Source organism: Roseovarius sp. PS-C2 (assembly GCF_018862045.1).
Taxonomy (GTDB): Bacteria; Pseudomonadota; Alphaproteobacteria; order Rhodobacterales; family Rhodobacteraceae; genus Roseovarius.
Genome location: NZ_JAHKSQ010000005.1, coordinates 200,524 through 218,109, shown reverse-complemented (window position 1 = coordinate 218,109; position 17,586 = coordinate 200,524). Strand labels below are relative to the sequence as shown.

General features: G+C 63.7%; 17 protein-coding genes. 8 read left to right on the top strand and 9 right to left on the bottom strand.

The annotated features are described in order from the left end of the window. Positions 1-208: 208 nt before the first annotated feature. The 4 genes from KPG71_RS11315 to rbfA are packed head-to-tail and all read right to left on the bottom strand — an operon-like array spanning position 209 to position 2,863. The gene (locus tag KPG71_RS11315; RefSeq protein ID WP_216338178.1) at positions 209-772 is read right to left on the bottom strand and encodes a DUF1643 domain-containing protein; all 564 of its coding nucleotides are present in this window, start codon (positions 770-772) and stop codon (positions 209-211) included. Next, positions 769-1,674 (bottom strand): tRNA pseudouridine(55) synthase TruB, encoded by a 906-nt coding sequence (truB, locus tag KPG71_RS11310; protein WP_216338177.1) that lies wholly within the window; start codon positions 1,672-1,674, stop codon positions 769-771. The genes KPG71_RS11315 and truB overlap by 4 nt, the downstream gene beginning before the upstream one ends. Positions 1,675-1,728: 54 nt before the next feature. Continuing rightward, a complete protein-coding gene (locus tag KPG71_RS11305) occupies positions 1,729-2,481 on the bottom strand; it encodes a phosphodiester glycosidase family protein (protein WP_216338176.1) in 753 nt (250 codons plus the stop codon). Then, complete coding sequence (rbfA, locus tag KPG71_RS11300) at positions 2,468-2,863, bottom strand: 30S ribosome-binding factor RbfA (RefSeq protein ID WP_216338175.1); 396 nt, start codon at positions 2,861-2,863, stop codon at positions 2,468-2,470. Before rbfA ends, KPG71_RS11305 begins: the two co-directional genes overlap by 14 nt. 177 nt (positions 2,864-3,040) lie before the next feature. Here rbfA and dapB point away from each other — a divergent pair, with 177 nt between their 5' ends. Beyond that, positions 3,041-3,859, top strand: a complete 819-nt coding sequence (dapB, locus tag KPG71_RS11295; protein ID WP_216338174.1) for a 4-hydroxy-tetrahydrodipicolinate reductase — start codon at positions 3,041-3,043, stop codon at positions 3,857-3,859. 501 nt (positions 3,860-4,360) lie between these two features. Here dapB and KPG71_RS11290 read toward each other — a convergent pair. Beyond that, the gene (locus tag KPG71_RS11290) at positions 4,361-4,540 is read right to left on the bottom strand and encodes a DUF1674 domain-containing protein (protein ID WP_073036687.1); all 180 of its coding nucleotides are present in this window, start codon (positions 4,538-4,540) and stop codon (positions 4,361-4,363) included. A 67-nt stretch (positions 4,541-4,607) separates the two neighbouring features. Here KPG71_RS11290 and KPG71_RS11285 point away from each other — a divergent pair, with 67 nt between their 5' ends. The 7 genes from KPG71_RS11285 to KPG71_RS11255 all read left to right on the top strand — a co-directional run bounded on the left by KPG71_RS11285 (position 4,608) and on the right by KPG71_RS11255 (position 13,245). Continuing rightward, the gene (locus KPG71_RS11285; protein ID WP_216338173.1) at positions 4,608-5,885 is read left to right on the top strand and encodes an RsmB/NOP family class I SAM-dependent RNA methyltransferase; all 1,278 of its coding nucleotides are present in this window, start codon (positions 4,608-4,610) and stop codon (positions 5,883-5,885) included. A 191-nt stretch (positions 5,886-6,076) separates the two neighbouring features. After that, positions 6,077-7,822 (top strand): heparinase II/III family protein, encoded by a 1,746-nt coding sequence (locus KPG71_RS11280; protein ID WP_253196204.1) that lies wholly within the window; start codon positions 6,077-6,079, stop codon positions 7,820-7,822. 34 nt (positions 7,823-7,856) lie between these two features. Then, a complete protein-coding gene (purH, locus tag KPG71_RS11275; protein ID WP_216338172.1) occupies positions 7,857-9,446 on the top strand; it encodes a bifunctional phosphoribosylaminoimidazolecarboxamide formyltransferase/IMP cyclohydrolase in 1,590 nt (529 codons plus the stop codon). Positions 9,447-9,456: 10 nt separating this feature from the next. After that, positions 9,457-9,930 carry a signal peptidase II gene (gene lspA / locus KPG71_RS11270; RefSeq protein ID WP_216338171.1) on the top strand — a complete coding sequence of 158 codons (474 nt, stop codon included), beginning with the start codon at positions 9,457-9,459 and terminating at the stop codon, positions 9,928-9,930. A gap of 52 nt (positions 9,931-9,982) precedes the next feature. After that, the gene (locus KPG71_RS11265; protein WP_216338170.1) at positions 9,983-10,507 is read left to right on the top strand and encodes a DUF3035 domain-containing protein; all 525 of its coding nucleotides are present in this window, start codon (positions 9,983-9,985) and stop codon (positions 10,505-10,507) included. Positions 10,508-10,627: 120 nt separating this feature from the next. Next, complete coding sequence (locus KPG71_RS11260) at positions 10,628-11,935, top strand: pitrilysin family protein (protein ID WP_253196222.1); 1,308 nt, start codon at positions 10,628-10,630, stop codon at positions 11,933-11,935. Then, positions 11,932-13,245 carry a pitrilysin family protein gene (locus tag KPG71_RS11255; protein WP_216338168.1) on the top strand — a complete coding sequence of 438 codons (1,314 nt, stop codon included), beginning with the start codon at positions 11,932-11,934 and terminating at the stop codon, positions 13,243-13,245. The genes KPG71_RS11260 and KPG71_RS11255 overlap by 4 nt, the downstream gene beginning before the upstream one ends. A gap of 9 nt (positions 13,246-13,254) precedes the next feature. Here KPG71_RS11255 and KPG71_RS11250 read toward each other — a convergent pair whose 3' ends face one another. From KPG71_RS11250 to KPG71_RS11235, 4 genes are read right to left on the bottom strand one after another with little or no spacing between them, the layout of a single operon-like run. Continuing rightward, a complete protein-coding gene (locus KPG71_RS11250; protein WP_367397347.1) occupies positions 13,255-13,776 on the bottom strand; it encodes a membrane integrity-associated transporter subunit PqiC in 522 nt (173 codons plus the stop codon). A 50-nt stretch (positions 13,777-13,826) separates the two neighbouring features. Then, positions 13,827-15,920, bottom strand: coding sequence for an MlaD family protein (locus tag KPG71_RS11245; RefSeq protein WP_216338166.1), 2,094 nt, complete (start codon positions 15,918-15,920; stop codon positions 13,827-13,829). Then, complete coding sequence (locus tag KPG71_RS11240) at positions 15,917-16,555, bottom strand: paraquat-inducible protein A (protein WP_216338350.1); 639 nt, start codon at positions 16,553-16,555, stop codon at positions 15,917-15,919. The genes KPG71_RS11245 and KPG71_RS11240 overlap by 4 nt, the downstream gene beginning before the upstream one ends. Before the next feature lie 14 nt (positions 16,556-16,569). Next, the gene (locus tag KPG71_RS11235; RefSeq protein ID WP_216338165.1) at positions 16,570-17,214 is read right to left on the bottom strand and encodes a paraquat-inducible protein A; all 645 of its coding nucleotides are present in this window, start codon (positions 17,212-17,214) and stop codon (positions 16,570-16,572) included. Between the last annotated feature and the right edge of the window lie 372 nt (positions 17,215-17,586).

Here is a 17,586-nt window from a genome sequence, read left to right as displayed (position 1 = left end):
AGACTGAAAGAGAAAGGGCGCCTTCCGGGGCGCCCTTTTTTCATGCCGCCCCGCTGTTTGGGGGCTCTGCCCCCGTCGCGCGCTACGCGGCCTGTCCGGGGCTCCGCCCGTTCGGGGCTGAAACGATCCCCCGGATCGTTTCCGGGACGCCCCTCACCCCCAGGATATTTTCAGCAAGAAGAAAAGTGGGGCGCGGGCTTGCCCGCGCTCATTCCGGCAGAGGGAAATCCATCAACGGGGTGTCCTTGCGCAGGTAGAGCGGATGCTTGGCCGAACCGTCCTTGTTCAGCCCCAGGCATTGCAACGGCCTGCCCGTGGCGGCCATGGCGCGCAGCACCTCCTGCACCACGGGCTGAAACCGTTTGTGCAGCTTGCCATAGGCCATGACGATCAGGTCCGAGTCATCGGCCATTTCGACCAGCGCCGGAATATTGGCCGGGCTCCCGGCCAGGGCGGGATCGGCGGGAATATCTTTGGGCGAGGTCGCCCGCCAGTCCAGCACGTTACCCTTCAGGTAACGGGTAAAGCCCCAGTCGCGCGCGAACATCAACTCGCGGTGACAGGTCGGGTCCGATACGTCGGCGGCAGCGACCGACGGGTTCATGCCCACGAACAGCACCGCGCGCGGCGTCTGTCCCTCTGGCGTCCAGTCACGGGTTAGTGCCTGCCGGTAGCGGCCACAGTCGGAAAACGTGGCGCCGCCGATCACTCCGTCGGGCAGTTTCAGGCGCACCTTGCCGCCCGGATCGTGCGCCGCCGCGCCGCCGCTCATTGGTTGAACACCCGGCTGGGGTGCAACTCCCCGGCCTTGAACCGGCCCACAGCCACGGCCTTGCCGTCGTAGGAGGCCCAGCATTCCTCGCCGTATTCGATATCATGGGCGATCACCATGCCGGGGTTGCCGTTCCTGAGCCGCGCCAGCCCCGCATCGGTGCAGCTTACCTGTGGCAGGTCGTCCAGCCCTTCCTCGAGCGGGCGGATATGCTCATCGAGCTCGGGCGTTTTCGCCATTTCGTCGATCTGTTCGATGGTCAGCCCGTCCTCGGCCCGGAACGGCCCCGACCAGATGCGCCGCAGCCGCGTGACATGGCCGTAACAGCCCAGCGCCTCGCCCAGATCGCGGGCGATGGCGCGCACATACCCGCCCTTGCCGCAGGTCATTTCCAGCGTGACATGGTCGGCATCGGGCCGGTCGGTCATCAACAGTTCCTCCACCCAGAGCGGGCGGGCTGCGACCTCGAAGTCCTCACCGTCGCGCGCCAGCTTGTAGGCGCGCTGCCCGTCGATCTTGACGGCGGAATATTTGGGCGGCACCTGCATGATCTCACCGATGAAGGCATTGAGCGCCTCTTTGATGGTATCGTCGTCCGGGCGCGCGTCGCTTTGCGCGATCACCTCGCCCTCGGCATCGTCTGTATTGGTGGCCTGCCCCAGCCGCACGGTGAATTCATAGGCTTTCAGCGCGTCAGTGATATAGGGCACGGTTTTCGTCGCCTCACCCAGCGCCACCGCCAGAACCCCCGTCGCCTCGGGGTCGAGCGTGCCCGCATGGCCTGCCTTTTTCGCCTGCAGGGCCCAGCGCACCTTGTTGACCACCGCAGTCGAGGTCATCCCCGCAGGCTTGTCCACGACCAGCCAGCCGGAAATATCGCGCCCCTTGCGTTTGCGTGCCATGTGTCGCCCCCTTGTCCGATGAAGGCGCGGGCCTAGCCCAAGCCCCGCGCGCTGTCAATTCGGCACAGTCCCCACCACGCCCACGATCGGCCCCATGGGAAAGCCGCCATCGTGCCGCCCGATCCCCGGCGCATAAAGCCGCGAGATATTGCCGTCGAAATAGAGCGCCTGCGGCACCTTCAGCACATCGCGAAACAGCGTGCCGAACTCGTGAAACGTGACCGGCCCCTCGGAAATGGCGAAGACCGCGCGCCGCCCGTCGCCCGAGGTGCCCACCCCGTTGCGCACATAGCGGCTGTCACTGTCGGGCAGGAATCGCGGATGCAGCGCCCCGTCGATCACCAGCATCGGCCCCGATTGCGTGGCGTCCCGGCACTCCGGCGCCTCACGCTCATAGCGCAGCGTTTCGATCACGTCGGCCCGCCCCTGCCGGATGCAGAACACCCCGTTGGGCAACATGCCGAAATTCCCCGGCCCCGCCGAGGTGACCAGCGGCGCGCGCGCCTGCCCTTGCTCCACATACAGCCCCACGGGGCGGCGGTCGGTGTGATACATGCCGCCATTCATCGCGAAATCCAGCCGCTCGCCCCCGGCCGCCAGCGCCGCGTCGACATTGCCGAAACTGGCCAGCGGCTTGCCGGTTTGCGCGTCCGTCAGGAACAGGCGCAGATCTTCGCGCCCGGCATCGACCTCGCAGACGGTGAACGCCTGCCCGGCATGCTCCACGCCCCGGCACTCCACCGCCGCGGCGGGACCGGCCAGCGCGGCCAGCGCAAACAGCCAGCGCAGCACGCTACCCTTCGACATCCCGGCGCACCTTGTCCTGCTCGAACAGACGGCGGGTTTCGTCCATCTGGTCGAACGTGGTGTCGATGCGAAACCGCAGGTCGGGCGAGAATTTCAGCCCCAGCTTCTTGCCGATCACCCGGCGCAATTCGCCCTTGTTGCGGGCCAGCAGGGGCACGACATCCTCCTGCCCCTCGCCGCCCAGCGGCAGAACATAGGCCGTCGCGATCTTGAGATCGGGCGACACGCGCACCTCGCCCACCGTTACCGACATGCGGTTCAGGTCGGGGTCGTGGATATCGCCGCGCATCAGCACCTCGGACAGGGTCCGGCGGATCAACTCGCCCACGCGAAGCTGCCGTTGCGAGGGGCCGGGCCCGTCATGAAACTTGTTCTTAGCCATGTCCCGCATCTAGTCGCTCCGCGCCTCTTTGCCAAGATGAATGCGGCGCCCCCGGCTCTTCTTCCCGGCACGAATGCTCAAATTCCGCCGCCCGCCCCACGCGCCGGACGCTTGCCCATTGTGCGCGCCCCCCGGCCCGCGCTACACAACCGCCAACACTGAAACGGAGACCCGACCATGACAGACCTGCCCGGAATCGTTGTCACCGGCGCCTCGGGGCGCATGGGCCAGATGCTGATCCGCACCGTTCTGGACAGCGACCGCGCTCGGCTTGTCGGCGCGCTGGAACGTCGCGGGCATGACTGGGTCGGTCAGGACGTGGGGCAGGCGATGGGCGGCGCGGCCATCGGTGTGCGCGTCACCGACGATCCGCTTGAGGCCTTCGCGCGCGCCCATGCCGTGATCGACTTTACCGCACCCGCCGCGACGGTCGAATTCGCGGGCATCGCGGCGCAGGCGCGTTGCGTGCATGTGATCGGCACCACCGGCATGGGCGAGGACGACCTGAAAAAGATCGCCGCCGCCGCGCGCCACGCCATCGTCGTGCGTGCCGGAAACATGAGCCTCGGGGTCAACCTTCTGGTGCAACTGACCAAAAAGGTCGCCGCCGCCCTGGACGAGGATTACGACATCGAAGTGATCGAGGCCCACCACAACCAGAAGGTCGATGCCCCCTCGGGCACCGCCCTGATGCTGGGTCAGGCCGCCGCCGACGGGCGCGGCGTGTCGCTCGATGCGATGTCGGACCGGGGCCGCGACGGAATCACCGGCAAGCGCGAACGCGGCCATATCGGGTTTTCCGCCATCCGGGGCGGGGACATCGTGGGCGAACATGACGTGATGTTCGCCGCCGCGGGCGAACGGGTGATCCTGCGCCACGTCGCCACCGACCGGGCGGTATTCGCACGCGGCGCGCTCAAGGCCGCGCTCTGGGGTCAGGGGCGCAAACCCGGCGAATACGACATGCTGGACGTGCTGGGGCTTGGCGACGGGTGACAAGGCGGCGTGGTCGCGCGACGGCCTTTGACAAGCCGGGCAGCGCCAGACCGCGGGATGGCGGCCCAGCGTTTGCGCGCTGGCACTTTATACCTGCCAAATCCGAAATGGATTTAAGCGGACTGCAAACGTCAGCCAATCGCCAGCCCGGGGGGCGGTCTGGCGATGCGCGGCGCCTGCGGCGCTATTTCGCGCAAGGACTTTACCCGATTCTGTAGAAAAGGGCGGTTTGCCATCTGCACCGGGAATAAGACTACACAGACCGAGCGATCGTTTCTCTCATGCGGAATCAAGGCCGAAGGCCGCCGCGCATCGCCGGGCCGCCCCCCGGCACGGCGATTTGGCTAAGGTCAGCGTAACGATCTGACCTTCTAAGGATTTGGCAACCATAAAATGCCATTGATAAAACGGCGGTTCGCCGCACCGCGGCCCTGCGATGCGCGGCTCTGCCCCCAAACGCCAAACGTCTGTTCCGCCAGCCGGAAGAAACCCGGCCACCCGTCAAAAATCGACCGCCAGGCCCTTTTTCTCCCAGTCGCCATAGCGCACGGGTTCCAGCCCCTCGCGGCGGCCTCCCAGCTCTTTGGGCAGGTCCATCTCCTGCGCCTTGCGGCGGCGTTCCTCGGCCTCGGCCAGCGCGCGCAGCGCCTCGGGCGGCAGGTCGCGTTTTTCCTCGCTCATGGTCAGGCTTCCTTTGATCCGATGCCCCTGATATATGCCCGCTTCAGCCCAAGGCCAAGGAAATCCGATGTCGCAGCGCCCGCCCCAGCCCTCTGCCCGCCGCAGCGCGGTCTATCTTCTCGATCAGGTTCTGGGCGAGGGCCGCCTGATGTCCGATCTGGTCGCCTCCGGCGCGCTGGATCGTCTGGACCCGGCGGATCGCGCCCGCGCACAGCGGTTGGCCAACGATACCCTGCGCGGCATGGACCGCGCCGACCGCCTGCTCAAACGTCATTTGCGAAAGCCCCCGCCGCTGCATGTGTTCAACATCCTGCGCCTCGGCACGGTCGAACTGTGCAACGGCGGCGACGCGCATGGCGTGGTCAACGATCTGGTGAGCCTGATCGGGCGGCACAAACGCTATGGCAATCTCAAGGGGTTGATCAACGCCGTGCTGCGCAACATGGCCGATGGCGCGGGCCGCTCGTGGAACGACCTGCGCCTTCCCCGGCTGCGGAAATGGCTGCGCGATCCGCTGGTGCAGGCCTGGGGCGGCGGGGCCGTGGGCGCGATGGAAAAGGCGCATTTCGCCGGTGCCCCGCTCGACCTGACGGCCAAAGGCGACCCTGCGGAACTGGCCGCGCGGCTTGGTGGCACGCTCCTGCCCACAGGGTCTGTGCGGCTGTCCGATGCCGGGCAGGTTTCGGCGCTGCCCGGCTATGACGCGGGCGACTGGTGGGTGCAGGACGCCGCCGCCGCCATGCCCGCGCGGGTGCTGGCCGCGCAGCCGGGCGAGATGGTGCTGGATATGTGCGCCGCGCCGGGCGGCAAGACCTTGCAACTGGCCGCCGCCGGGGCGGATGTCACCGCGCTCGACCTCTCCGAGCGGCGGATGGAGCGGGTGCGCGAAAACCTCGCCCGCTGCGGGTTGTCCGCGACCTGCGTTACCGGCGATGCGCTGGAGCATTCCGGCGGCCCCTATGACGCGATCCTGCTGGATGCCCCCTGTTCGGCCACCGGCACGATTCGCCGCCACCCCGACCTGCCCTATGCCAAGGACGGCTCGGAATTCGGGGCTCTGATCGAATTGCAATCGGCGATGCTGGATCATGCGCTGTCTCTCCTCAAACCCGGCGGGCGGCTGGTGTTCTGCACCTGCTCGCTTTTGCCGGACGAAGGTGAATGTCAGGTTGACGAGGCGCTCGCACGTCACCCCGGCCTGCGCGTGGACCGCGCCGCCGTGGCCGAATTGCCGGGCGTCGATCCGGCATGGATCACCGAAGAGGGCGGCTTGCGCCTGCGCCCCGATTACTGGCCCGATCTGGGCGGGATGGACGGGTTCTACATCGCCTGCCTGCGCGTCTGATCGGGCCGCATTGCGTCCATCATGGACACGACTTTCGCCAATCGCCCCGATTTTCGTACAAAACCCGCGTACACTTCGTACGTTTCGTACAAAACCCGACGCCACGGGCCGGAATCTTCCGGTGACTTGGCGGGCGGGCCGGTCTATAGTGCGGCCAACAACGCCGGTAAGAGCGTTCAGAGGTCAGGTATATGTCGCATTCCGAAACCCTGTCGGCGCATCTTTCGCGCCTGATGAACCGCCTTGCCGCGCGCCGCGCGGCCTGGACGCGCCCGGCCACCGCTTTCGTGTCGCAACCCGAACCGCGCACCATCGGCAGCTTTGCCCGAGGGCGGCAGATTTCATCGGGTAACTTCCTGTTTTCCGGCCATCTTTTGCAATGCCCCGAAACCAATATGTGGGATCTGGAGGCGCCCGATTCATCCTTCGCCGAGGACCTGCACGGCTTCGGCTGGCTCGACGATCTCGCCGCCGCAGGCGATCTTCCGGCACGCGCCTGCGCTCAGGATTGGGTCTGGACCTGGATCGACCGCTACGGCGGCGGCAAGGGGCCGGGCTGGACCCCCGACCTGACAGGCCGGCGGCTGATCCGCTGGATCAACCATGCGCTGTTTCTGCTCAACGGGCACGAGGGAAACGACTCGGCAGCCTTTTACAAGTCATTGGCACAACAGACAATTTTCCTTGGGCGCCGGTGGAAGGCGTCGCGCCCCGGCCTGCCCCGGTTCGAAGCGTTGACAGGACTTATCTATGCCGGGCTGTCTCTTGAGGGAATGGAAAGCCATGTCGATCCGGCGGTGCGTGCGCTGGCCCGCGAATGCGAGTCCCAGATCGACGTGGCAGGCGGCATTCCCACCCGTAACCCCGAGGAATTGCTGGATGTTTTCACCCTGCTGACCTGGGCCTCGGTCGCATTGTCCGAGTCGGGGCTGACCCTCAGCAAGGCGCATTGGGACGCGATCGAGCGCATCGCCCCCACCCTGCGCACCCTGCGCCACTCCGACGGCGCACTGGCCCGGTTCCACGGCGGCGGGCGCGGGCTCGAAGGGCGGCTGGATCACGCGCTGGCCAACAGCGGGGTCAAGACCCGGCAACCCGATGGATTATCAATGGGTTACGCCCGCCTCAGCGCGGGTCGGACCAGCGTCATCATCGATGCCGCTCCCCCGCCCGAGGGACGCGCGTCGATCAACGCCCATGCCTCGACCCTCGCCTTCGAACTGACCTCGGGCCGCCGCCCGCTGATCGTGAACTGCGGCTCGGGCGCACAGTTCGGCGCGCAATGGCAACGCGCCGGCCGCGCCACACCTTCGCATTCGACTCTGGTCGTCGCCCGACAGTCCAGTTCCCGCCTCGGACGCGGACCGCAACGGCAGAACTGGCTGACCGAAGCCCCCCGCAAGGTGCCGATCACGGTCAGCCAGGCCCCCGATGGCCTGCGCTTCGAAGGCGCGCATGACGGATACCTGAAGACCCACGGCCTCACCCACACCCGCAGCATCGACCTGACCTTCGATGGCCGGGGCATCGCGGGCGAGGACATGCTTCTGACCCTGGCAGACGCCGACAAGCGCCGTTTTGACAAGGCGATGGATGCGGTCGGCCTGCAAGGCATTCCCTATGCGATCCGGTTTCATCTGCACCCGGATGTCGACGCCAGCCTCGACATGGGGGGGGCGGCGGTGTCGATGGCGCTCAAAAGCGGCGAAATCTGGGTGTTCCGCACCGATGGGCGGGTCAAATTATCGCTTGAACCCAGTGTCTATCTGGAAAAAACACGCCTCAAACCGCGTGCGACCAAACAAATCGTTCTATCCGGCCGCATGATGGAGTATGCGACCCGCACAAGGTGGTCACTGGCCAAAGCGCAGGAAACGCCCATCGGCATCCGCGACCTGACGCAAGACGCGCTCGAGCCAGTCACCGAAGACGATTGAAAAGAACACAAGCCAACCCGAGGATCTGCTGCCAATGACCGATCTCGCCCCCGTGCAACGCGCGCTTCTTTCCGTTTCCGACAAGACCGGACTGGTCGAACTGGGTCAGGCCCTGGCCGACCGGGGTGTCGAGCTTCTGTCGACAGGCGGCAGCGCCAGGGCCCTGCGCGACGCCGGGCTGACGGTCAGGGATGTTGCCGATGTCACCGGATTCCCCGAAATGATGGATGGCCGCGTAAAAACCCTGCACCCTGCCGTGCATGGCGGCCTCTTGGGCCTGCGCGACAACGATCAGCACATGGCAGCGATGACAGCGCATGGAATCAAGCCCATCGACCTGCTGGTAGTGAACCTTTACCCATTCGAGGAAACCGTCGCCAAGGGTGCTGACTATGACACCTGCATCGAGAATATCGACATCGGCGGCCCGGCGATGATCCGCGCGGCGGCCAAGAACCATGCCTTTGTCAACGTGGTGGTGGATGTCGAGGATTATCAACCGCTGCTGGACGAACTTGCCGCCAATGACGGGCAGACCACCTATGCCTTCCGCCAGCGTCTGGCGTTGACGGCCTATGCCCGCACCGGGGCCTATGATGCCGCCGTTTCGTCCTGGATGGCAGGTGCCTTGGATGAACAGGCCCCGCGCCGCCGCGCCGTCGCCGGCAAGCTGGCGCAAACCCTGCGCTATGGCGAAAATCCGCATCAGAACGCGGCGTTCTATGTCGATGGCAGCGACCGCCCCGGCGTGGCCACCGCCACCCAGCATCAGGGCAAGGAACTGAGTTACAACAACATCAACGATACCGATGCCGCCTTTGAACTGGTCAGTGAATTCCTGCCCAAAGACGGCCCGGCCTGCGCCATCATCAAACACGCCAACCCCTGCGGCGTGGCCCGTGGTGCAACCCTGAAAGAGGCCTATTCACGTGCGTTCGATTGCGACCGCACGTCGGCCTTTGGCGGGATCATCGCACTGAACTCGACGCTCGATGCGGAAACCGCCGAGGAAATCTGCAACATCTTCACCGAGGTGGTGATCGCCCCCGGCGCACATCAGGACGCCAAGGACATTTTCGCCAAAAAGAAAAACCTGCGCCTGCTGACTACGCCGGGTCTCGCCAACCCCGCCGAATCCGGGCTGATGCTGCGTCAGGTTTCGGGCGGCTATCTGGTGCAGGACAAGGATAACGGGCGGCTGGACCCGTCGGACCTCAAGGTGGTGACGAAACGCGCCCCAACCGATCTGGAACTGGCCGATATGCTGTTTGCCTGGCGCGTGGCCAAGCACGTGAAGTCGAACGCCATCGTCTATGTCAAGGACGGGGCCACCGTGGGCGTCGGCGCGGGCCAGATGAGCCGCGTTGACAGCTGCCGTATCGCCGCCCGCAAGTCGCAGGACATGGCCGAGGCGCTTGGCCTTGACGCACCCCTGACGCAAGGCAGCGTCGTCGCGTCGGACGCGTTCTTTCCCTTTGCCGATGGCCTGCTGACCGCTGCCGAGGCGGGCGCAACGGCGGTCATTCAGCCAGGTGGGTCGATGCGCGACGACGAGGTGATCGCCGCCGCTGACGAGGCCGGGCTGGCCATGGTCATGACCGGCATGCGCCACTTCCGGCACTGAGGAACAGGCAATGCGTTTGGTGTTCTGGGTAGGGCTGTGCACGTTCCTGATAGATCAGGTGACCAAATACTGGGTCGTGCACGGGATGAACCTTGCACTGATCGGCTCGATCAATCTGTTTCCGCCCTACCTGAACCTGCGCATGGCGTGGAATTACGGCATCAATTTCGGCCTGATGGCCCAGGACAGCCCGCTGACCCGTTGGGTGTTGATCGCGGTTGCCCTGGTGATTTCCGGCGCCGTTCTGTGGTGGGTATACCGCGACCCTGCCGGTCGCTGGCAGAAGATTTCTGCGGGCCTGCTGGTTGGTGGCGCGCTTGGAAACGTGATCGACCGGCTGATTTACGGCGCGGTTGCGGACTTTCTGAACATGTCCTGTTGCGGGCTGAACAACCCCTATGCGTTCAACGTCGCCGATATCGCGGTTTTTGCAGGGGCATTGGGCATGGTGCTGTTCAGCCACGATGGTAAAAAGGCCTCGTGACCTCGGGCGCAGGATGCGTTACATCTGGTCGCGAAATTGCAGGAGACGGGCGATGGGTTTGCCGCGTATCACACTGATGATCCTTGTTCTCGGGCTTGCCGCGTGCAGCAGCCGGGATGACGACATCGTGCTCAAGCGGATCAAGGACAAGGGCAACGGGCCCAACGAGTTCACGATTCTGCCGACCAAACCGCTGCAAGCGCCCGAGGACTACGCCAGCCTGCCCGCCCCGACACCGGGTGCCGTAAATCTGGTCGATCCCAGACCCAAGGAAGAGGGTGCCGCCGCCCTTGGCGGGAACCCCGCAGTGATGCAGGGCACCACGCCCGCCGCCTCGGACAGTGGTCTTGTGCGGCATGCCAGCCGATATGGCACACAGCCCGGCATTCGCCAGCAAACGCGCCGCGAGGATATCGAAACCCGACGCCGCCATGGCCGTGTCCACCTGATCCGGATCGGCAACGCGGACGATTATACCGACGCCTACAAACGCCAGTGGCTGGAAGCGTCGCGCGAAGAGCGCAGAATGCGTCAGCGCGGGATCGAGACGCCAAGCGCGCCTCCGCCCGAGGACTGATACGGGGCGGGCGCTCACAACACTGTCATTGCGCTTGAAACGTGCTGACCGCACCGTATCTTACCCACAGCCATTCGCCGTCAAACGGAGTGTTCAATGCGCCGACTTATCGCAAGCGCCATGTTCTGCCTTGCCACAGCCCTGCCCGCCGTCGCCAAGGAACAGGTTTCATCCTTTACTCTGGATAACGGAATGGACGTGGTCGTGATCGAAGATCATCGCGCGCCCGTCGTCGTTCACATGGTCTGGTATCGCGCGGGCGCGGCAGACGAAAAACCCGGCGTCTCGGGCGTGGCGCACTTTCTGGAGCATTTACTGTTCAAAGGCACCGAAACGTTGGAGCCGGGCGAGTTTTCGGCCACGGTGGCGCGCAACGGCGGTAGCGACAATGCGTTCACCAGCTATGACTACACCGCCTATTTTCAACGTGTCGCGGCGGATCGTCTGGATTTGATGATGCAGATGGAAAGCGACCGGATGGTCAATCTGCAACTGGGCGAAGACGACATCCTGACCGAACGCGACGTAATCATCGAAGAACGCAACCAGAGGGTCGAAAACAACCCCGGCGCGCTGTTTCGCGAACAAATGAACGCGGCGCAGTATCTCAATCATCCCTACGGCATTCCGATCATCGGCTGGCCGAACGAGATGCGCCAACTGGGGCTGGAGGATGCGCTGGAGTATTATCAGACCTATTACGCGCCCAATAACGCCATCCTGATCGTTGCCGGCGATGTGACCCCGGACAGCGTGCGCGACATGGCGCAGAAACACTATGGCAAGTTGCCGGCGAATCCTGACTTGCCCGAACGCGCCCGCCCGCAGGAACCGCGCCAGATGGCCGAGCGGCGGATGGTGTTCAGGGACGCACGCGTGGCGCAGCCTTATGTCACGCGCTCGTATCTTGCCCCCGAACGCGACAGCGGATCACAAGAGAAGGCAGCGGCTTTGACGTTGCTGGCTGAAATCCTTGGGGGTGGATCGACGTCGGTACTAGCCGAAGCGCTGCAGTTTGAAACCCGTCAGGCGGTGAACACCGCTGCCTATTACGGGAACACATCGCTGGATGACTCGACCTTCGATCTGGTGGTCATGCCCGCGCCCGGCGTCACCCTGCAACAAGCCGAAGACGCGATGGATGACGTGATCGCGGGCTTTCTGGAAACCGGCGTCGATCCCGAGCAACTGGACCGGATCAAGATGCAGATGCGCGCCTCGCAAATCTATGGGCAGGACGACGTCGGGCGGCTGGCCAATCGCTATGGCCGCGCTCTGACGCAGGGCCTGACCGTAGAGGACGTGCAAGCGTGGCCCGATATCCTGCAAGCGGTGACAGCCGAGGATATCATGACCGCCGCGCGCGAGGTTCTTGACCGAGACAAGGCCGTAACAGGCTGGCTGGCCGCACCGGAGGTGACCCAATGATGCGTTTCGTTCTGTCGTTCGTGACCCTGCTTGCGGCTTTGCCCGCATGGGCCGAGGTCAATATCAAGGAAATGACCACCCCCGGCGGCATCAACGCGTGGCTGGTCGAGGAACATTCGATACCCTTCGTCGCGCTTGAACTGCGGTTTCAGGGCGGCACGTCGCTGGACCCGGACGGCAAGGAAGGGCTGACAAGCCTGATGGTCGGCCTGCTGGAAGAAGGTGCTGGCGACATGGATGCGCGCAGCTTTGCCCGCGAGGCCGAAGCGCTCGCCGCCTCGTTCAATTACGATGCTTCGGACGATACGGTGGGCATCTCGGCCCGCTTCCTGAGCGAAAACCGGGATCAGGCCGTGGCGCTCCTACGGGAAAGCCTGATCAATCCGACCTTCGAGCAATCCGCAATCGACCGGGTGCGCGGACAGGTCAATTCGATCATTCGCTCGAACCAGAAAGACCCGCGTGACATCGCAGGCGACGCTTTTGCCAAGCTGGTGTATGGCGATCATCCTTATGGCCGTCCCGAATTCGGCACACTGGAAAGTGTCGCGAACCTGACCCGCGACGATATCGTCGCGGCCCACAAGACCGCCCTGACCCGTGAGCGACTGTATGTCAGCGCGGTGGGCGACATTACCGAAGATGAACTTGCAACGCTGTTGGACAAGCTGTTGCTGGACCTGCCCGAAGCTGGCCCCGACTTGCCCGGCGCGGCAGACATCAACCTGCCCGGCGGGGTCGAGATCGTCGATTACGACACCCCGCAATCGGTTGTCATGTTCGGCCAGCCGGGGATCGACCGGGACGATCCGGATTTCTTTGCCGCCTACCTGCTGAACCACATCCTCGGCGGCGGATCGTTCGAAAGCCGCCTGATGAATGAAGTACGCGAAAAGCGCGGGCTGACCTATGGCGTCTATTCCTATCTCGTGGACAAGGAAAACGCACAGCTTTGGCTGGGCTCCGTCGCATCCGCCAATAACCGGGTTGCCGAGGCGATCAACGTCATCCGCGCCGAGTGGGAACGCATACGCGACGAAGGAGTCACCGAAGAAGAGTTGGCCGATGCCAAGACCTATCTGACAGGGGCTTATCCGCTGCGGTTCGACGGAAACGCGCCGATTGCGAACATCGCCGTCAACATGCAGATGGAAGGGCTGGATACGGACTACATCGCCAATCGAAACGACATGGTGAACGCCGTGACGCTGGACGATGTGAACCGTGTCGCGCGCGAATTGCTGGACCCGTCGAAACTGACCTTCGTGGTGGTCGGCAAACCCGAGGGGCTGACCAGTTCGATCAACTAGGGCGACCGCTCAGCGCAAGCCGTCGCGCGCGATTGCAACAGCCAGATCACGCACCGCCTGACCACGCGCGGCGGCAATATCCGCCGCCGTGGCATCGCCCTCGATCGGGACAGTCAGGTCAAACAGACGCGCCCGATCACGGCCCGTTTCCGACGAAACGAAATACTGCCCGCTCAGGCGAAACGTGCCATCTGCATGGGCCAGCATATCCTCGATCCGCAATTCGACCTCGGCCTCGGGATATCCCGCGAACGGCCATGGCTCCGACGCGATCCGCGCGCGGGTGATCTGCGACAGGTAGCGCGACAGTTCCAGTGTCACCGCCCGGCTGGGATCGTCGGCCCATATCAGACCCTCGGTGCTGTTCAGTAGTCCCGTCTCATCAGCAACATAAATTTCCTCGGACGCCGCATAGCTGGGCAAGGAAACCTCGCGCAACGCAACCGAGCGATAGGCGATGGTCTGAGTCGCGCCGATGCCCGCTTTGGGAACTGCAATGCGTTGGTCAGGCGCGCCGCTGCAAGCGGACACGATGACAGCTGTCAACAGGAAAGGGGCAAAACCGATTTTGGGCATAATACTCAACGTCCTGTCAGTAGGGAATTGGGATTGCGTTCAATGGCGCGGGCTAGGGATGCAACGGCCTTGGCCGCCTTTTGAACCTCGATCAGGGCAGCGCGCGCATCACGCCCGATACCATTGCTGGCCTCGTAGCCTTCCAATGTGGCATTCGCGCGGGCCAGAACGCCCTTGGCCTGCGCGATCAGGTCGGGTAGTTCACGGCCTGCGTCGGCAACGGTATCGGCAGCCTCACTGGCCGAAGCCAGTGCCGAGGTGGCATTTTCAACAACACCGCCTTCGCGCAACTGTTCCAGTACCGCACCGAGTTCCGTCAGCGCTCCGTTCAGCTTTTCCGGCAATTGCCTGGCGGCATCGCTCGCCAACAGGCTTTCGGTGGTTTGCAGAAGGTCGGTAAACTCTGCCGCCAGCGTGTCGATCTCGACCGTTTCGGCCTTGGCTGCGACCGCGTTCAGCCGTTCGACCAGATCAGGGACCCCGGCAACGGCACTGCTTACGCCCTCGGCGGCCTCGGTGGCGCTATCCACGGCGGCGGTCAGGCGCGTAACCGTATCCTGCTCGTTCAGGCGGGTGACGGTTGCCTGAAGCTCGGTGATCACCGCGTTCAACCGCTCGGGCAGGGCCTGAATATCGTCAGAGTTCACTATTCCGCGCGCATCGCCCAAGAGCCCGTTCAGGTTCTCCGGCACGGCCCGAATGTCATCGCTTGTGATCAGGTTATTGGCGTTTTCCATCAGCGTGATCGCCTGTTCCATGACCTCCTCGACCGGCAAGGCGTTGATCCGTTCAAACACACCCTGCGCCGTGGCCGACACATCCGCGATATCGCTTTCGGTGGTCGGGATATACAGAACATCGGCCTCACCACTTTCCAACCGGGCAGGCGGGGCGCCGGGCACGTCAACCAGTTCGACCTTGAGCCCCCCTGTCAGGATCGAGGCCGTGGCCAACCGGGCGCGCAAACCGTCGCTCACGCGTTGGCGGATGAAATCCAGGGCGGTATCGGCCCCTTCTTCACCCTCAAGACCCAGACGGCCGGGACGTATGGACAGGGTCACCACCAAGCGCACCCGATTGTCGCCAAACACATCGGGATCGACCAGGCCGCTAAGCGCAGTCACCTTTCCGATCCGCAATCCGTTCAGTTCGACCGGTGCATCGACGGTCAGGCCGGAAACATTCTCGTCAAACACTGCGGACAGGGTAACACGCTCGCCGTCATCGGCGGCAAAGATACTGGAGCGCGCGGTTCCCTCGTCGGGGTGGACGACAAAACTGGTGTCGGGCTCTACGGGAGTGCCGCCCGAGACCATCGTTTCAAACGTCACCCCGCCCGATAGCAGCGATGCGAGCGAGGAAAAATCCAGCGCCGCGCCGTTCGGCCCGAGCGAGAAGGAAAAACCCGATGTATCCCAGAACCGCGTCGCGGAACTTACCAGGCGGTCATGCGGTTTGAAAATCAGAGCCTCGGCCTCGGCGGCGACACCGTCGGGGGATATTCGGGTTCTACCAAGCCGCCCCACGGTGATGCCCCGATAAAGAATCGGTGCGTTCGGTGTCAGCGTCGTCTTGCCCGCAGCCCGAAGCGTCAGCCGCAGCCCATCCTCGCCCAGACTTTCCAGCGGCGCGTCCGGCAAACCCTCGAACCGGGGCCGCATGCCTTCTGGGCGATCGTCCCAAACACCTTCGATATAAACACCCGACAGCACCGTATTCAGGCCTGAAACGCCCTGCGTGCTGACCTGCGGGCGCACCACCCAGAACTGGGCACCGGAATCGACATAGGGCGCAACTTCCTTGTCCAGACGCGCAGACACCAGAACGCGCCCAAGCCCGTCGGTAAAGCCGACATCCTCGACCAGACCGACAACGACATCGCGGAACCGGACTTCGGTCGTGCCCGGTTTGACGCCCGAGGCATTTTCGAAACTGATTTCGATCAACGGCCCGCGGTCCAGATAATTCTGGATTGCAATTCCAAAAACCGTCAGCAACGCGATGATGGGCACAATCCACACGAACGTGAACCGTTGGAACAGGCTTTGACCTGCCTCTTTCACCGGGGGTTCAGGAGGGGTTGGATCAACACTCGTCACGCGGAACTTTCCTTTCTGACATCGCCGGATGCCGAGCTATGGTCGGGCGCATCGCTGCGCCGCTGTGTATCCCATATCAGCCGGCTGTCGAAACTCTGCGCCGACAGCATCGTGAAGATGACCGACAGCGCGAAAAACAGGCTGGCCCGTCCGGGAGTGATCGAAGCCAGCGCCTGAAGTTGAACCAGCGCTGACAGAATCGCAACGACAAAGACGTCGATCATCGACCAGCGGCCGATATATTCGACCACCTCATAGAGAAAATGCCGCCGCTGGCCGGAAACCTGAGGACCACGCCAAACGCCAATGGCCAGCCCTGCGATCAGGATGAACTTTGTCACCGGAATCAGGACACTTGCCGTCAGGATAATAAGCGCCACGCCCCAACTGCCATGTAGCGCCAGTTCCACCGCACCGCCGACAATCGTATTGCTTTGGGTGCTCACCAGTGTGCGGGTTTCCAGCATCGGATAGAGATTGGCCGGGATATAGCACATCAGTCCGACCAGCCACCACGCCCAGACCTTTTGCAATGACAGCCTGTCGCGTGACTGCAAGGCGCTGCCGCAACGCGGACAATATTGCGTGCCCACGGGCGAAACCCGTGAGCAGCGGGTACAGCCCACGAGGCCCATTTCGCGCGCGGTTTTCAATTCTCCAACGACTTCCATATCGAATACCTGCACATCAGATTGTCGGTGACCACCACGATGACGACGAGAACCGCGAACATCCATGCCGCCGGGCCGAACACGACATGTGCCATATCCCCGATCTTGACCAGCGCCACCGCACAGCCAAGCGCGAAGATTTCGGCCATCGACCACGGCAGCAATGCCTCGGACAGCCTGAAGGCCGGGCGTGCCCAACGAGCCGGTGGCCGGTCACGAATGATTGGCGCCAGAACATAGATCAACAGAACCAGCCGCAGCATCGGAATGATCACGATGAACATCAGGACGGCGACAGACAGAACCGACAGCGCCCCGGTAAAGGCAAAGGCCGTTTGCAGGATAGATGCACCATGATGCAAACCGCCCGCGTCTATTGCCAGAAACGGAAAGACCGAGGCCGCGACGATCAGGATCAGCACGGTCAGCGCGAGGGCGATCAGTTGCTTTCCCGCCTTGCGGCGCGGCGCGATCAGGACATGGTGACAACGCGCGCAATACGCCCGCTCGTGCGGCTCGACCCGTGGGGCAGTATAGACCGCATCGCAACCGGGACAGGCAATCAGACGATCCAGATCAAGCCCGGCATGCTGGGGGTCGCTATCTGACTGAGGTCGTTTCATGTGCCTCCGGATCTATTCCGCCGCTCCAACCAGTGCTCACGCGACGCCCTCGGTCGAAACCCTGTAAAATCGCTCGCTGCATCTTTGCAGAAAAGCGAAGCGCCTGAAACAAAGTGAATGCCAGAATAGGTGATCCTTTGCTACCTTGCGACAGCTGTTTCGATTGGTTGTGTGGCAGAGCGGTATTTTGTCAAGGTTAGGGCGCGCTCTCTGAATTTGCACGCTGCAGTTCCGTCTTGGCGACGCCAGGCCGGCTTGCATCCGGGCATGTCGGCACAGTATTCCTTAGCGATGTCGAATGCGCGATTACATGAGGTCGAATCCGGCCGGAACATCCTGGCCGCAGGGATCTGACGGGTGTCCGTTTTCAGA

Coding starts and splice junctions, on each gene's coding strand:
- KPG71_RS11315 (WP_216338178.1), bottom strand. CDS start 772: ATGAGCGGCGGCGCGGCGGCGCACGATCCGGGCGGCAAGGTGCGCCTG.
- truB (WP_216338177.1), bottom strand. CDS start 1,674: ATGGCACGCAAACGCAAGGGGCGCGATATTTCCGGCTGGCTGGTCGTG.
- KPG71_RS11305 (WP_216338176.1), bottom strand. CDS start 2,481: ATGTCGAAGGGTAGCGTGCTGCGCTGGCTGTTTGCGCTGGCCGCGCTG.
- rbfA (WP_216338175.1), bottom strand. CDS start 2,863: ATGGCTAAGAACAAGTTTCATGACGGGCCCGGCCCCTCGCAACGGCAG.
- dapB (WP_216338174.1), top strand. CDS start 3,041: ATGACAGACCTGCCCGGAATCGTTGTCACCGGCGCCTCGGGGCGCATG.
- KPG71_RS11290 (WP_073036687.1), bottom strand. CDS start 4,540: ATGAGCGAGGAAAAACGCGACCTGCCGCCCGAGGCGCTGCGCGCGCTG.
- KPG71_RS11285 (WP_216338173.1), top strand. CDS start 4,608: ATGTCGCAGCGCCCGCCCCAGCCCTCTGCCCGCCGCAGCGCGGTCTAT.
- KPG71_RS11280 (WP_253196204.1), top strand. CDS start 6,077: ATGTCGCATTCCGAAACCCTGTCGGCGCATCTTTCGCGCCTGATGAAC.
- purH (WP_216338172.1), top strand. CDS start 7,857: ATGACCGATCTCGCCCCCGTGCAACGCGCGCTTCTTTCCGTTTCCGAC.
- lspA (WP_216338171.1), top strand. CDS start 9,457: ATGCGTTTGGTGTTCTGGGTAGGGCTGTGCACGTTCCTGATAGATCAG.
- KPG71_RS11265 (WP_216338170.1), top strand. CDS start 9,983: ATGGGTTTGCCGCGTATCACACTGATGATCCTTGTTCTCGGGCTTGCC.
- KPG71_RS11260 (WP_253196222.1), top strand. CDS start 10,628: ATGTTCTGCCTTGCCACAGCCCTGCCCGCCGTCGCCAAGGAACAGGTT.
- KPG71_RS11255 (WP_216338168.1), top strand. CDS start 11,932: ATGATGCGTTTCGTTCTGTCGTTCGTGACCCTGCTTGCGGCTTTGCCC.
- KPG71_RS11240 (WP_216338350.1), bottom strand. CDS start 16,555: ATGGGCCTCGTGGGCTGTACCCGCTGCTCACGGGTTTCGCCCGTGGGC.
- KPG71_RS11235 (WP_216338165.1), bottom strand. CDS start 17,214: ATGAAACGACCTCAGTCAGATAGCGACCCCCAGCATGCCGGGCTTGAT.